Below are 14,111 nucleotides of genomic sequence, written 5' to 3'. Positions count from 1 at the left end.
GCCCCGGCGGGGCCGGTGGATGTGCCGACCCCGGTGTCGCGGGCGGACGTGCCGACCCCGGTGACACCGCAGCCGGACGGGCAGGACCGCGCACCGCAGCCGAACGGGCCCGAGCGCCCCGGCGTCCGATCGCCCCTCAGCGACGGGGAATGGCATCACCTCCACCCGCTCACCCCCCTGCTCCGCGGCGGGCTGTTCCTGCTCGTGATCATCGGAGTGTTCATCGCGAACGCACGGGAGCGGCTGCTCGAGCTCTTCGTCCCGGCGTTCTCGGAGGTCCCCCCGGGGGAGTACCCGCCGGACCCGGTCGACTTCATCCTCGGCAACAACCTGCTGCTCATCGCCGGGGGTGTCGTCCTGGCCGTTCTGATCGTCCTGCTGGTCGCGTTCCGACTGTCGTGGCGCTTCCACACCTTCCGCATCGGCGCCGACGACGTGGAGGTGCGGTCGGGTGTCCTGTTCCGCACGCACCGCCGTGCCCCGCTCGACCGCGTCCAGGGGGTCAACCTCACCCGGCCGATGATCGCGCGGCTACTGGGGATGGCGAAGCTCGAGGTCGTCGGCGCGGGGCTGGACGCGAACGTCAAGCTCGAGTACCTCGGCACGCGCGACGCCGACACGGTGCGCGGCGACATCCTGCGGCTGGCGTCGGGGCGACGGCTCGCGGCCGCGTCCACGCGGGGCGCATCGCCCGCCGCGGCCGGCCCGGGCTCCCTCGCGCAGCGCGCCGCGGGCGTCGTCGGCGACGGCGTCCAGGGCATCGTCGTCGGCGAGGACCTGTCCGACGCCGAGCCCGAGAGCGTCGTACGCATCCCGGTCGGTCGGCTGGCGGCATCCCGTCTGCTGGGCGGCTCCACCGTGCTCCTCCTCGTCTTCGTCGTCGTCACCGTGGTCGCGGCCTCCACGTCGACGTTGTGGGTCCTGTTCTCGGTCGTGCCGGCGTTCCTCGGCTTCGCGGCCTACTACGTGCGCTCGCTGGCGCGCGGCCTGCGGTACTCGATCGCGCCGACCCCCGACGGCGTCCGGGTCACCTTCGGACTGTTCACCACGGTGAGCGAGGTCGTGCCGCCCGGACGCATCCACGCCCTGGAGGTGCGTCAGCCGCTGCTCTGGCGGCCGTTCGGCTGGTGGGCCGTGTCCGTCAACCGCCTGTCCGGGCGCGGTGCCACGGACACGAGCACCGACCAGTTCGCGGCGGTGCTGCCGGTCGGGACGCGGGCGGACGTCGAGCGCGTGCTCGGCGTGCTGGCGCCCGGACTCCCACCCGAGGAATGGGCCGCGCTCTTCGAGGACGGTGTGCTCGGGCCCCGCCCGACGGATCCGTTCACGACGACGCCGGCTCGTGCCCGTCTCCTGCGCCTGTTCTCGTGGCGGCGCAACGGGTTCCTGCTCACCCATGACGCCCTGTTCCTGCGTCGCGGGTGGCTCTGGCGTTCGCTCTCCGTCTTCCCGCTCGCGCGTCTCCAGTCCGTCGGCGTCCGTCAGGGCCCCCTCGCCCGTGCGATGCGCACCGCGACGGTGACCGCCCACGTCATCCCGGGCTCGGTCCCCACGTCGGTGGGCGTGCTGGACCGAGATGACGCCGTGCGGCTCCTGGACGACACGTCTGCGAGTGCCGTCGCCGCGGCGGCGGGCGACCGCAGCCACCGGTGGGCCGGATGAGCCCGGGGCGGGACGGACGCCTCGGCGTCGGCATCATCGGCGCCGGCAAGGTGGGCCCCGTCGTCGGAGCGGCCCTGGCAGGAGCGGGCCATGCGCTCGTCGGCATCACGTCGGGCTCGGACGACGACCGGGTGGAGGCGGTCCTCCCCGGGTTGCCCGTGCTGACAGCGGAGGAGGTCGTGCGTCGGAGCGAGCTCGTCGTCGTGGCGGTGCCGCACGACCAGCTGCCGGGGCTCGTCGGCGGTCTCGCGGAGCTGGGTGCGTGGCAGCCGGGACAGCTGGTCCTGCACACCGATCCTGCGTACGGCACGGACGTGCTGACTCCCGCCCTGCGCTCGGGGGCCATCCCCCTGGCGATCCATCCTGCGATCACCTTCACGGGGACCTCGATCGACCTGCGGCAGCTCGCGCAGGGGTACGCGGCGGTGACGGCACCGGGCCCCGTCCTGCCGATCGCGCAGGCCCTCGCCGTCGAGCTGGGCTGCGAGCCCGTCGTGATCGCCGAAGCCGACCGCGTCGCGTACGCCGAGGCCATCGGCACGGCGACCGAGTTCTCGCGGTCCATCGTGCGGCAGGCGAGCGCGCTCCTGTCGGACGTCGGCGTCGACAATCCCGGCGGATACCTGTCGGCGCTCGTGCGCTCGAGCGTGGACCAGGCGCTCGCGGATGGCGCCGGTCGGCCGCGCGACGATCGCGACGCTACGATCGACCAATGATCCGCACCACCCGGGATCTGCGCACCCGACTCGGCGAGATCCGAGGCGCAGACCAGCTGGAACGAGGGCCGCGCGTCGCCCTGGTCTCGACACTCGGCGCCCTGCACGACGGTCACGTCGACCTGATCCGCGCGGCGCGCGACGCGGCCGACGTCGTCGTCGTCTCGACCTTCGTCAATCCGCTGCGCTTCCGGACAGCGGAGGAGACGGCGGCCTATCCGCGCTCGCCGCTGGGCGACGCCGAGATCCTGCGGGATCTGGAGGTCGACATCGTCTTCGCCCCCACGGCCGCGGAGTTCCTGCCCGCGGGCACGGGGAGCATGCGCGTCGCCGCCGGAGACGTCGGGCTCCGGTACGAGGGGCGCCTGCGTCCCTTCTACTTCGACGGCGTGCTCACCGTCGAGGCCAAGCTGTTCCACCTCGTGCGCCCGGACGTCGCCGTCTACGGGGAGCGCGACCTTCAGCGCGCCTTCCTCGTGCAGCGCATGGTGCGCGATCTCGACTTCGGCATCGACGTGATCACGGTCCCGACGGTGCGGACGGAGGACGGCCTGCCGGTCTCGAGCCGGGTCGCGCTCCTCGACGAGGCCGATCGTCGTGCCGCGTCGAAGCTTCCGCAGGCCCTCGAGGCGGCGGCATCCAATGCCGACCGTGGCGTGGACGCCTGCATCGCCGCCGCGCAGTCGGCGCTGATGGGCGAGCCGCGCATCCGTCTCGAGTACCTCTCGGTCGTCGACCCCGAGACGTTCCTCTCGGTGGACGAGGACCACACCGGCCGCGCCCTCACCCTGATCGCGGCGACCGTCGGCGGTCACCGGTTCATCGACAACGCGGAGATCGCCCTGCGCTGACCCGGGATCCGCCTCGCCCCGGCCGTCCGGCGGCGGTGGGGCGACGACGTCCGCGGCGCGGGGGCCGAGGGGCCGGGCGAATAGACTGGATGCCGACCCCGAGGAGCCTCCACGATGACCGACGCGCCCGCGAACGACGCCGCCGATTCCCCCGAAGACGACGTCTTCGAGCAGAAGGCGGTCCGCCTCGCCAAGCGCGAGCGCCTGCTCGCCGAGCGCGCCGACGCCGCGGGCGGTCCCTATCCGGTGACGGTCCCGGTGACGGACACCATCCCCGCCCTGCGCGAGCGCTACGGCGACCTCGAGGCCGGCGCGGAGACCGGGACGACCGCCGGGGTCGCCGGTCGCGTGGTGTTCAGCCGCAACACGGGCAAGCTGTGCTTCGCGTCCCTGCAGGCCGGTGACGGCAGTCGCATCCAGGCGATGGTGTCGCTCGCGAACGTGGGCGACGAGTCGCTGCAGCAGTGGAAGGACCTGGTCGATCTCGGCGACCACGTGTTCGTCTCGGGCGAGGTCATCTCCAGCCGCCGCGGCGAGCTGTCGATCATGGTGTCGGACTGGGCCATCGCCGCCAAGGCCGTGCTGCCCCTGCCCAACCTCTACACGGAGCTGAGCGAGGAGAGCCGCGTCCGCAGCCGCTTCCTCGACCTCATCGTGCGCGATCGCGCCCGCGAGACCGTCCTGGCCCGCGCCAAGGTGAACGCGAGCCTGCGTCGCACGTTCGCGGAGCGGGACTTCGTCGAGGTCGAGACGCCGATGCTGCAGGTTCAGCACGGCGGCGCCAGCGCGCGTCCCTTCGTCACCCACTCGAACGCGTTCGACGCCGAGCTCTTCCTGCGTATCGCCCCGGAGCTCTACCTGAAGCGCGCGGTGGTCGGCGGTATCGACCGCGTCTTCGAGATCAACCGCAACTTCCGCAACGAGGGTGCCGACTCCACGCACAGCCCCGAGTTCGCGATGCTCGAGGCGTACCAGTCGTACACCGACTACAACGGGATCGCCGACCTCACCCAGGCCCTCATCCAGGACGCCGCGGTCGCGGTCGCCGGTTCGACGACCGTCACCTGGGCGGACGGAACCGAGTACGACCTGGGCGGGGACTGGGACCGCATCTCGATGTACGACTCGCTGTCGGAGGCCTCGGGTCACGCCATCACCCCGCAGACGTCCCTGGACGAGCTGCGCGCCCTGGGTGCCGAGGCCGGCGTCGACGCCCCGCCGCAGGAGACCCTTGGCAAGTGGGTCGAGGAGCTGTGGGAGCACTTCGTCAAGGGCGGGCTGACGCGGCCGACCTTCGTCATGGACTTCCCCGTGGACACGAGCCCGCTGGTCCGCGAGCACCGGTCGATCCCCGGCGTCGTGGAGAAATGGGACCTGTACGTCCGCGGTTTCGAACTGGCGACGGGGTACTCGGAGCTCATCGACCCGGTCATCCAGCGCGAGCGCTTCACCGAGCAGGCCAAGCTCGCCGCCCGCGGCGACGTCGAGGCGATGCCGATCGACGAGGAGTTCCTGCGCGCGCTCGAGCACGGCATGCCGCCGACCGGGGGTATGGGGATGGGCATCGACCGGCTGCTCATGGCCATCACCGGCCTGGGCATCCGCGAGACCATCCTGTTCCCGCTGGTGAAGTAGCCGCCGCGACCGGCGGTTCGCGCCGGAACGCCCACTCGGGCAGTCGTTGACCCGCGACGAGGGCGAGGACGATGCCGGCGAGCCCGTGCTCGTCGTCGATCGCCCGGGCGTGAGCCGCATAGGTCCCCGCGTGCGTGGACCGGCCGAGGGCCCAGGACAGCCAGGCGGCGGCGGCCAGCGGCCCCGGTCGCAGCGCGGGCGGCGCGGCGGCCGCCACGTGTCGGCAGACGTCGAGGCCGCGGGTCAGGCGACGGACGTCCGGCACCTCGCCCTCGCCGAGGAGGGTCTCGGCCAGATCCTCGTCGATCGGATCACCGTCGAGGAAGGCGAGCTGCGCGTCCAGGGCGCGGTCGCCGGTGGGCAGGTCGGTGGCCCATTGGGTGAGGGCGACGTCGCGGAGGGCCGGGCGCTGCAGCGCCCACAGCATCCCGGCCAGGCGCGGGACGTCGTCCGGGTCGGGCTCCGCGTCCACCAGGTCCTCGAAGAGCACGCAGGGGTCGGACAGGTGCAGCGCGGCGGTGGCCGCGGAGGCGCTCAGGTGTCCGCCAGCCCGTTCTCCAGCTCCAGCCCGAGCCGCGCGAGATGCTCCGTGCGGAGGAGCCCCAGCTCCGGGAGCTCCGCCCGGACGAACTGGTCGGCGTCGAGCGGGTGATCAAGGCCTCCGACGGGGGCCGGCTCCGCGTGCGGTCGGGCACCCGCGTCATCGAGGTACGACGTCCACCCGTCGGGTCCGACGGCGAGCGCGTCGCGGAGCTCGAGCCCGCAGATGTCCGCGCGGGACAGGAGCGCGTCGATGAGGGTCGCGTGCGGACGCGGCGTCGTCCCGACCGGGTCGTCGGTGTAGACGACGAGGGCGAGCGCGTCGACGTGCGACACCTTGCACACGAGTCCGATGAGCGTGGACGCGATCCGGTCGAGGTCGTCGGTGTCGGCCTCGACGGGCAGATCGGCGCGCAGGGCGCCGAGGGTCCGGGAGCCGACGAACGGCACGAGGACGAGGCTGCGGACGGGGGTGCAGCCGAGCAGATGGGGGACGAGGGAGAGGAACTCCGCCGATGTGGCGGCACGGATGATGGTGGACATGCCAGCACCCTGCTCCGGCGGGGCCGTCGCCCGTCGGCCCGATCGGCTCGTCCGGGGACGGATCGGGAGATCCGCTGCGTGTGGAGGAGACTTCCCGTCCTTCGCTCAGGCGCCGCGGGTATCCTTGCGGGGTGGATAACTACTGGGTCGCAGTCCTCTGGGCGATCCTGCCCACCATCGTGGTGTCGCTGACGTTCTACCTGATCCTCCGCGGCGTCCTGCGCATGGACCGCACGGAGCGCAAGGCGTACGCGCGCGTCGAGGCGCAGGAGCGGGCGAAGCGCGGTCTGCCCCCGGTAGCACCGACCACCGAGACGTCAAGCCGCTAGCCCGCGTCGGGCTCCGTCGGACCCACTCACTACGCTGGGGGGACCGACCGCCCAGGAGGACCCGTGTTCGACGCCACCTTCGAAGCGAGTTGGCTCGTCATCACGCTCTTCGTGGTCGACCTGGTCGTGCGCATCGCCGCGATCATCATCGTTCCGCGCAACCGTCGGCCCACCGCCGCGATGGCCTGGCTGCTCGCGATCTACTTCATCCCGTTCGTCGGGGTGTTCCTCTTCCTGCTCATCGGCAACCCACGCCTCCCACGTGTGCGCCGGCGCAAGCAGACCGCGATCAACCACTACATCCACGACACCAGCGCCTCGCTCGACTTCGGGACGTTGCGCCCGCACGCCCCCGACTGGTTCCGGGCCCTCGTCCGGCTGAACCGCAACCTCGGGGCCATGCCGATCGCGGGCGACAACGCCGCCACGCTCATCGCGGACTACCAGGAGAGCCTGGATGCCATGGCGGACGCCATCCGCCAGGCGAAACGCTACGTGCACGTCGAGTTCTACATCCTGCAGACCGACGACTCGACCGACAACTTCTTCCGCGCGCTGGAGGAGGCCGCCGCCCGAGGCGTGGTCGTCCGCGTGCTGCTGGACCACTGGGCCAATCGCGGCAAGCCGTTCTACAAGCAGACCCTCCGCCGCCTCGACGCGATGGGGGCGCACTGGCACCTCCTCCTCCCCGTGCAGCCGCTGCGCGGGCGGTGGCAGCGCCCGGACCTCCGCAACCACCGCAAGCTCCTCGTGATCGACGGCGACGTCGCGTTCATGGGCTCCCAGAACGTCACGGACTCGTCCTACAACCTGCGCCGCAACATCCGCCGCGGTCTGCACTGGGTCGACATGATGGTGCGGGTCGAGGGGCCCGTGGTCGCGAGCATCAACGCGGTCTTCCTCAGCGACTGGTACAGCGAGACGGACGAGACGCTGAGCGACGAGATCGACCTGTTCAACGTGAGCTCGGGGCCGGGCGACCTCGACTGCCAGATCGTTCCGTCCGGTCCGGGCTTCGACTTCCAGAACAACCTCAAGCTGTTCCTCGGCCTGCTCTTCGCCGCCCGCGAGCGCATCATCATCGTCAGCCCCTACTTCGTCCCGGACGAGGCGCTGCTCCTGGCCATCACCACGGCGTGTCAGCGCGGCGTCCACGTCGAGCTCTTCGTCTCCGAAGAGGGCGACCAGGCGATGGTCTACCACGCCCAGCGCAGCTACTACGAAGCGTTGTTGAACGCGGGCGTCATCATCTGGATGTACCGCAAGCCGTTCATCCTCCACTCCAAGAGCCTCACGATCGACGACGAGGTCGCGGTCATCGGCTCCAGCAACATGGACATGCGCTCGTTCGGTCTCAACCTCGAGGTGTCGATGCTCGTGCGCGGCGAGGAGTTCGTCCGCGACATGCGCGCGGTCGAGGACATGTACCGCGGCCTCAGCCGTGAGCTCACCATCGAGGAGTGGCGCCGCCAGCCGCTGCGCTCCACGATCCTCGACAACCTCGCCCGGCTGACCTCCGCCCTCCAGTAAGGCGGCCGCTCGCCGGTGGCATCCAGGATTCTTCGCCAGGATGGAAGCCCGTCGTCCCCTGGAGGTCCCCCCATGTCCCGTCGATACACGCTCCTCGGTCTGCTCGGTGCCGGTCTGCTGGCCGCGGGTGCGCTGACCGGCTGCGCGTCCGGTGCCGCGACGTCCCCTGAGACTCTGGATGCCGCCTCCTCGGCGCCCGCGTCGGACACCACGGCCGGGTGGCTCGACGGGGGCCGCATGGTCGCGCTCGTCACGTACGGGAGCTCGTCCTGCGTGCCGACGGCGGCGGGCGAGCCCACCCTCGACGGACGAGTGCTCACGGTGACGCTGGCGGACAGCGCCGACACCGCGTGCACGCGCGACATGGCCCCGCGGGCGACCGCCGTCATGCTCCCCGCCGGCGTCGACCCGACGCAGGGGCTCGAGATCTCGGTCGAGGGCGCCGTGACCGGGCAGGCGATCCTCGCCGGACTGCCCGCCGCGCCCGAGACCGTGGCCGAGTTCGCCCCCAGCGCCGGGTGGGTCGACAGCACCCACGTCGCGGTCCTGACGTGGGGCAGCTCGAGCTGCCGTCCCGCGGTCGAGACCGTCGCCGCGGAGGGGGAGTCCATCGCCCTGACCTTCGCCGCGCCGCCGGCCGACCAGGTCTGCACCATGGACATCGCCCCGCGGGTCACCCTGGCCGAGGTGGGCGGCGTCGCCGGCTCCGGCGAGGTGAGCCTCACGCTGTCGGGCGGGAACGTCGCCGCCGACGGCCCCGTGCCGGTGCTCGGCGTCCGCTGACCCGCGTCGGGAGCCGGCGGAAGCGGCTCGCCGGGTCGCTCCCGAGGCGGTGGCCGGCTCGCGCATGGACGTCCGTATGCCCACGGCGAACACGGGGCCGTGGCATCCGGGCGCTGGTTACTCTCGATGTACGGCGCGCGGAGGCGTGCCTGTCAGCCCATTTTTGGAGGGACTGAGGATGTTCGAGAGATTCACCGATCGTGCCCGTCGTGTCGTGGTGCTCGCCCAAGAAGAGGCGAAGATGCTGAACCACAACTACATCGGCACCGAGCACATCCTCCTGGGCCTCATCCACGAGGGCGAGGGTGTAGCTGCCAAGGCGCTGGAGTCGCTCGGCATCTCGCTCGACGCCGTGCGCGAGCAGGTGCAGGACATCATCGGCCAGGGGCAGCAGCAGCCGACCGGCCACATCCCCTTCACGCCCCGTGCGAAGAAGGTCCTCGAGCTGTCGCTGCGCGAAGCGCTGCAGCTCGGTCACAACTACATCGGCACCGAGCACATCCTGCTCGGCCTCATCCGTGAGGGCGAGGGCGTCGCCGCCCAGGTGCTCGTCAAGCTCGGCGCCGACCTGAACAAGGTGCGCCAGCAGGTCATCCAGCTGCTCTCGGGCTACCAGGGCAAGGAGCCCGCGGGCGTCGCCTCCGGTGCCGGCGAGCAGACCTCGCAGGGTGCGCAGGGCGGGTCTGCCGTGCTCGACCAGTTCGGCCGCAACCTCACGCAGGCCGCGCGCGACAACAAGCTCGACCCCGTCATCGGGCGCGAGAAGGAGATCGAGCGCGTGATGCAGATCCTGTCGCGCCGCTCGAAGAACAACCCCGTCCTCATCGGCGAGCCCGGTGTCGGAAAGACGGCGGTCGTCGAAGGCCTCGCCCAGGCCATCGTCAAGGGCGATGTGCCCGAGACGCTCAAGGACAAGCAGGTCTACTCGCTCGACCTCGGCTCGCTCATCGCCGGTTCCCGCTACCGCGGCGACTTCGAGGAGCGCCTGAAGAAGGTCACCAAGGAGATCCGCACGCGCGGCGACATCATCGTCTTCATCGACGAGATCCACACCCTCGTGGGTGCGGGTGCCGCCGAGGGTGCGATCGACGCGGCATCCATCCTCAAGCCCCTCCTCGCGCGTGGCGAGCTCCAGACCATCGGCGCCACCACGCTGGACGAGTACCGCAAGCACTTCGAGAAGGACGCCGCGCTCGAGCGCCGCTTCCAGCCGATCCAGGTGGCCGAGCCGAGCCTGCCCCACGCGATCAACATCCTGAAGGGGCTGCGCGACCGTTACGAGGCGCACCACAAGGTGCAGATCACCGACGGCGCCATCGTGGCCGCGGCCAACCTCGCCGACCGCTACATCAGCGATCGCTTCCTGCCGGACAAGGCCATCGACCTGATCGACGAGGCCGGCGCCCGCCTGCGCCTGTCGATCCTGTCGAGCCCGCCGGAGCTGCGCGAGTTCGACGAGAAGATCGCCAAGGTCCGCGAGCAGAAGGAGCAGGCCTCCGAGGAGCAGGACTTCGAGAAGGCCGCGTCGCTCCGCGACGAGGAGAAGTCCCTGCTCGCCGAGCGTCTGCGCCTCGAGAAGCAGTGGCGCTCGGGTGACGTCGCGTCGCACGCGGTCGTGGACGAGGGCCTGATCGCCGAGGTGCTCGCCCAGGCGACCGGCATCCCGGTGTTCAAGCTCACCGAGGAGGAGTCCAGCCGCCTCATGTTCATGGAGAAGGCCCTGCACCAGCGGGTCATCGGCCAGGAAGAGGCGATCGCCGCCCTGTCGCGCACGATCCGTCGTCAGCGCGCGGGCCTGAAGGACCCCAAGCGCCCCTCGGGCTCGTTCATCTTCGCCGGTCCCACCGGTGTCGGAAAGACCGAGCTGGCCAAGGCTCTCGCCGAGTTCCTCTTCGACGACGAGGGTGCGCTGATCTCCCTCGACATGTCGGAGTTCGGTGAGAAGCACACCGTCTCGCGTCTGTTCGGTGCCCCTCCCGGGTTCGTCGGGTTCGAAGAGGGCGGCCAGCTCACCGAGAAGGTGCGCCGCAAGCCGTTCTCGGTCGTGCTCTTCGACGAGATCGAGAAGGCCCACCCCGACATCTTCAACTCGCTGCTGCAGATCCTCGAGGAAGGCCGCCTGACCGACGGTCAGGGTCGTGTCATCGACTTCAAGAACACCGTGATCATCATGACGACGAACCTCGGTTCGTCGGCGATCGCCGGTGGTCCGGTCGGCTTCCAGGTCGAGGGCAGCGCGCAGACCTCGTACGAGCGGATGAAGGGCAAGGTCGACGAGGAGCTCAAGCGTCACTTCAAGCCCGAGTTCCTCAACCGCGTCGACGACGTCATCGTCTTCCCGCAGCTGAACAAGGAGGAGCTCCGCCAGATCGTGGGCCTCTTCGTGAAGCGCCTCGCCGACCGCCTGCTCGACCGCGACATGACGGTGGAGCTCTCGGACGACGCGAAGGACAAGCTCATCGAGATCGGCTTCGACCCGACGCTCGGTGCTCGCCCCCTGCGTCGCGCCATGCAGCGCGAGGTGGAGGACCGTCTCAGCGAGAAGATCCTGCACGGCGAGCTCGAGTCGGGCGACCACGTCAAGGTCGGCGTCGAGAACGGCCAGTTCTCGTTCGAGACCAGCCCGCGCGGTGAGAAGGTCGCGATCGGTGTCGGCACCGCGGGGGAGATCACCGCGACGCCGGACATCGTCGCCGGCAACTGACCGCCGACGCCTGAGGGGCCCGGATGCTACGGCATCCGGGCCCTTCCGCGTCCCCGGCGTACGCTGGGACGATGACCGATCCCGCGCCGTTCGTCGTCCGACCCGCGACCACCGCGGACGTGCGACGCATCCACGCGCTGCTGGAGCCGTACGTGCAGAAGCGCATCCTGCTCGGCAAGGATCTCGCCGTGCTGTTCGGGTCGGTCCAGCAGTTCGTCGTGGCCGAGGTGGACGGCCAGATCATCGGATGCGGTGCCCTGCATGTGATGTGGGAGGACCTCGGCGAGATCCGGACGCTCATCGTCCACGATGAATGGCTGCACCATGGCATCGGTCGCGCCATCGTCGAGGTACTGGAGCAGCAGGCGCGAGATCTCGGCATCCATCGTCTGTTCTGCCTGACGTTCGAGGTCGAGTTCTTCACGCGCCGCGGCTTCGCGCCGATCGGCGAGCAGGTGGTCGACCCCGACGTCTACTCGCAGCTGCTGCGCAGTCCCGACGAGGGCGTCGCCGAGTTCCTGGACCTCGCGCACGTGAAGCCCAACACCCTGGGCAACACCCGCATGCTCAAGCACCTCTGAGCGCGCCGCGGAGGGCGTGCACAGGCGCGCCGCCTACCCTGGACGTATGACCGATGCCCCCCGCAGGCGGCACTCTCCGGCGGTCTACCGCCGGCGCCGCCTCGTCGCCGTGCTGCTCGCGCTCGCGGTGATCGGCCTCGTCGTCTGGCTCGTGGCCGCGCCGCCGTGGCGTGCCGCCCCGACCGCCGATGCGACGACGCCGGCCCCCGCCTCCTCGAGCACCCCCGGCGCCCCGTCGCCGTCCGCGTCCACTTCGGCACCCGTACCGTCCGAGACGCCCTCCGCCGCCGCCGACGCCGGGCCCGTCGAGTGCTCGCCCGCGGACATCCGCGTCGAGGCGCTGTCCGACCAGGCAGAGTACGCGCAGGGGCAGAACCCGCAGCTGTCCATCCGTCTCGCCAACACCGGGACCAGCGACTGCCGGATGAACGTCGGCACGAGCGCCCAGTCCTTCACCGTCACGAGCGGGTCCGACGTGTGGTGGCGGTCGACCGACTGCCAGACCGAGCCGAGCGACATGGAGGTCGTCCTGACCGCGGGGCAGGAGGTCACGAGTGCGGCGCCGCTGACGTGGGACCGGACGCGTTCCTCGGTCGACTCCTGCGACGGCGAGCGTCCGTTCGCGCCCGGTGGGGGAGCGACGTACCACCTGAGCGTCTCGATCGGCGGCATCCCGTCGGCCGGAACGGCGACGTTCATCCTGCAGTGAGGGTCCGTGTCCGCGCGATGCGGACGCTCCGCGAGTCCTCCGCGCCGTCGGACATGTCCAAGGAATCGGCTGTGACCGGGAGAATGTCCCCCGAAGAGAGGACAGACGGTTCGAGGGCGGGCACGTAGCCTGGAGATGTCCTCGAAGAAAGGTCGCAAGCGTCGTCCCCAGCGACGTGCCGGAGTGTTCCCCAAGCACAGAAGGCATGCGGCCTCGAGGATGTGGGCCCTCTCGAGATCCCCAGCCCCCAACTGGAGTTCTCGAGAGGGCCTTTGTCATGTCCGGGCGTGGGGCGGTGCGGGGTGGGCGACGTCGGGGCAGGCGACGGTGTGAGGACAGGCTGTCTCGCGGCCATTCCGCATGGTGCGGGCGCACTGCCTATCGCGGTGACCGCCGCGGTGCGGTCGCCGCGGGTGCGCCGGGCGGGTGCGCCGGGCGGGCGGGCCTGGAGCGCTTGGGTGCGCCGCCGGTCAGGCGTCGAGCGCGGCGATGACGTCGGTCGGCGAGGCCTGGATGGGGTGCGGCCCGGCGATGTCGATGAACACCGTCGTGATCTCGGCCTCGTGCGCACCGAGGAACGCGCGCAGCCACTGCGGGGACTGCAGGGCGACGTGCGGCGGAAGGGTCTCGGGCTTGTGCGCGGCGTCGCTGAAGAGCAGCAGGGCGACCTGGCCCGTGTTCGGGTCGCGGTAGGTCCACACCTCGCCGGTGTCGAGCGGGTTGTCCGGGTCGCCGGCCCGCATGAGCGGCACGACGGTCGGGCCGTGACGCAGCGCGAACGCGATCGCGGCCATGTCCTGCGTCTGGAGGGCGTCCGTGAGGGCGGTGTTCTTGAACTCCACGCTCGGTCCCTTGCGCTTCTTTCCGCCGGCCATCCTCCGAGCCTAGCCGGGTCGCCGCGGCCGCCCCGCGCGGAGCGTCCCGCTCGCGCGAGATGGCGCGATCTCGGCGAAGGGATGCCACGGCCCACGGCCGTCGGGAGGGCGCGAGCCGCGCGGCTCGGGCGGGGCGCGGGGGCGACTCGCGCCCACGATGGTCGCGTGACAGACTCGACGGCATGGAGTTCCTGATCGCCGGCGCCGTGTGCGCCGCCGGACTCGTGATCCCCGCGGTGCTCGGCTACACCTCGCCTCACCGCCGTCGTCGGACCGCCCCGCCCGGGCGCTGACCGTCGCCGAGCGGAGGAGACTCGCCGAGGTCGATTCATGCCTCGGGGGTCCTCCCTTCGCGACATCCCCTCCTTTCGCTGCCATCTCTTCGCCGGTAGAGCTCGCGGGCGCCGCGTCCCGCCGCGACGTCCACGGGGAGCGGAGGAGATGTGGGCGGCGGAGGGGGATGGATGCCGCAGGGGTCCTCCCTTCGCAACATCTCCTCCCGTCGCCGCCATCACTTCGCCGGCGCCGCCGGCGCCGCGTCCCGCCGCGACGTCTCGCGGGGAGCGGAGGAGATGCGGGCGGCGGAGGGGGATGGATGCCGCAGGGGTCCTCCCTTCGCGACATCTCCTCCCTTCGCTGCCATCTCTTCGCCG

The 14,111-nt window shown here is 71.1% G+C and carries 13 protein-coding genes; 10 read left to right on the top strand and 3 right to left on the bottom strand.

The window, feature by feature from the left end; translation table 11 throughout:
* Window positions 1-15 precede the first annotated feature (15 nt).
* The 4 genes from ACO03V_RS01685 (at window position 16) to lysS (ending at window position 4,864) form a co-directional block, all read left to right on the top strand.
* Window positions 16-1,662, top strand: coding sequence for a PH domain-containing protein (locus ACO03V_RS01685; protein WP_423136375.1), 1,647 nt, complete (start codon window positions 16-18; stop codon window positions 1,660-1,662).
* Window positions 1,659-2,378 (top strand): DUF2520 domain-containing protein, encoded by a 720-nt coding sequence (locus tag ACO03V_RS01680; RefSeq protein WP_367732066.1) that lies wholly within the window; start codon window positions 1,659-1,661, stop codon window positions 2,376-2,378. The genes ACO03V_RS01685 and ACO03V_RS01680 overlap by 4 nt, the downstream gene beginning before the upstream one ends.
* Entirely contained in the window at window positions 2,375-3,229 is an 855-nt protein-coding gene (panC, locus tag ACO03V_RS01675; protein WP_423136374.1) for a pantoate--beta-alanine ligase, read from the top strand. The genes ACO03V_RS01680 and panC overlap by 4 nt, the downstream gene beginning before the upstream one ends.
* A gap of 114 nt (window positions 3,230-3,343) precedes the next feature.
* Window positions 3,344-4,864, top strand: a complete 1,521-nt coding sequence (gene lysS, locus ACO03V_RS01670) for a lysine--tRNA ligase (protein WP_423136373.1) — start codon at window positions 3,344-3,346, stop codon at window positions 4,862-4,864.
* Here the strand turns inward: lysS and ACO03V_RS01665 are convergent.
* Together ACO03V_RS01665 and ACO03V_RS01660 are read right to left on the bottom strand one after the other, a co-directional pair.
* A complete protein-coding gene (locus ACO03V_RS01665; protein ID WP_423136372.1) occupies window positions 4,815-5,354 on the bottom strand; it encodes a hypothetical protein in 540 nt (179 codons plus the stop codon). The two genes, lysS and ACO03V_RS01665, sit on opposite strands and share 50 nt — an antisense overlap.
* A gap of 44 nt (window positions 5,355-5,398) precedes the next feature.
* The gene (locus ACO03V_RS01660; RefSeq protein WP_423136371.1) at window positions 5,399-5,947 is read right to left on the bottom strand and encodes a DUF4192 family protein; all 549 of its coding nucleotides are present in this window, start codon (window positions 5,945-5,947) and stop codon (window positions 5,399-5,401) included.
* A gap of 131 nt (window positions 5,948-6,078) precedes the next feature.
* Here ACO03V_RS01660 and ACO03V_RS01655 point away from each other — a divergent pair, with 131 nt between their 5' ends.
* The 6 genes from ACO03V_RS01655 to ACO03V_RS01630 all read left to right on the top strand — a co-directional run bounded on the left by ACO03V_RS01655 (window position 6,079) and on the right by ACO03V_RS01630 (window position 12,583).
* A complete protein-coding gene (locus tag ACO03V_RS01655; protein ID WP_367732127.1) occupies window positions 6,079-6,276 on the top strand; it encodes a hypothetical protein in 198 nt (65 codons plus the stop codon).
* A 63-nt stretch (window positions 6,277-6,339) separates the two neighbouring features.
* Entirely contained in the window at window positions 6,340-7,806 is a 1,467-nt protein-coding gene (gene cls / locus ACO03V_RS01650) for a cardiolipin synthase (RefSeq protein WP_423136370.1), read from the top strand.
* A gap of 72 nt (window positions 7,807-7,878) precedes the next feature.
* Window positions 7,879-8,589 carry a hypothetical protein gene (locus ACO03V_RS01645; RefSeq protein ID WP_423136369.1) on the top strand — a complete coding sequence of 237 codons (711 nt, stop codon included), beginning with the start codon at window positions 7,879-7,881 and terminating at the stop codon, window positions 8,587-8,589.
* Between the two features lie 178 nt (window positions 8,590-8,767).
* Window positions 8,768-11,293, top strand: coding sequence for an ATP-dependent Clp protease ATP-binding subunit (locus tag ACO03V_RS01640; RefSeq protein ID WP_367732134.1), 2,526 nt, complete (start codon window positions 8,768-8,770; stop codon window positions 11,291-11,293).
* A gap of 71 nt (window positions 11,294-11,364) precedes the next feature.
* Window positions 11,365-11,874, top strand: a complete 510-nt coding sequence (locus ACO03V_RS01635) for an amino-acid N-acetyltransferase (RefSeq protein WP_423136368.1) — start codon at window positions 11,365-11,367, stop codon at window positions 11,872-11,874.
* A gap of 46 nt (window positions 11,875-11,920) precedes the next feature.
* Window positions 11,921-12,583, top strand: a complete 663-nt coding sequence (locus tag ACO03V_RS01630) for a hypothetical protein (protein ID WP_423136367.1) — start codon at window positions 11,921-11,923, stop codon at window positions 12,581-12,583.
* A gap of 470 nt (window positions 12,584-13,053) precedes the next feature.
* Here the strand turns inward: ACO03V_RS01630 and ACO03V_RS01625 are convergent, their stop codons facing one another.
* Window positions 13,054-13,458, bottom strand: coding sequence for a dehydrogenase (locus tag ACO03V_RS01625; protein WP_367732140.1), 405 nt, complete (start codon window positions 13,456-13,458; stop codon window positions 13,054-13,056).
* Between the last annotated feature and the right edge of the window lie 653 nt (window positions 13,459-14,111).

Source organism: Microbacterium sp. HMH0099 (assembly GCF_049384025.1).
GTDB lineage: Bacteria > Actinomycetota > Actinomycetes > Actinomycetales > Microbacteriaceae > Microbacterium.
This window is presented reverse-complemented; position numbering and strand designations above follow the sequence as displayed.

Bases quoted from the DNA above. Each gene is read 5' to 3' on its own strand.
- lysS (WP_423136373.1), top strand. From the start codon at position 3,344: ATGACCGACGCGCCCGCGAACGACGCCGCCGATTCCCCCGAAGACGAC.
- ACO03V_RS01680 (WP_367732066.1), top strand. From the start codon at position 1,659: ATGAGCCCGGGGCGGGACGGACGCCTCGGCGTCGGCATCATCGGCGCC.
- ACO03V_RS01640 (WP_367732134.1), top strand. From the start codon at position 8,768: ATGTTCGAGAGATTCACCGATCGTGCCCGTCGTGTCGTGGTGCTCGCC.
- panC (WP_423136374.1), top strand. From the start codon at position 2,375: ATGATCCGCACCACCCGGGATCTGCGCACCCGACTCGGCGAGATCCGA.
- ACO03V_RS01645 (WP_423136369.1), top strand. From the start codon at position 7,879: ATGTCCCGTCGATACACGCTCCTCGGTCTGCTCGGTGCCGGTCTGCTG.
- ACO03V_RS01660 (WP_423136371.1), bottom strand. From the start codon at position 5,947: ATGTCCACCATCATCCGTGCCGCCACATCGGCGGAGTTCCTCTCCCTC.
- ACO03V_RS01630 (WP_423136367.1), top strand. From the start codon at position 11,921: ATGACCGATGCCCCCCGCAGGCGGCACTCTCCGGCGGTCTACCGCCGG.
- ACO03V_RS01635 (WP_423136368.1), top strand. From the start codon at position 11,365: ATGACCGATCCCGCGCCGTTCGTCGTCCGACCCGCGACCACCGCGGAC.
- ACO03V_RS01625 (WP_367732140.1), bottom strand. From the start codon at position 13,458: ATGGCCGGCGGAAAGAAGCGCAAGGGACCGAGCGTGGAGTTCAAGAAC.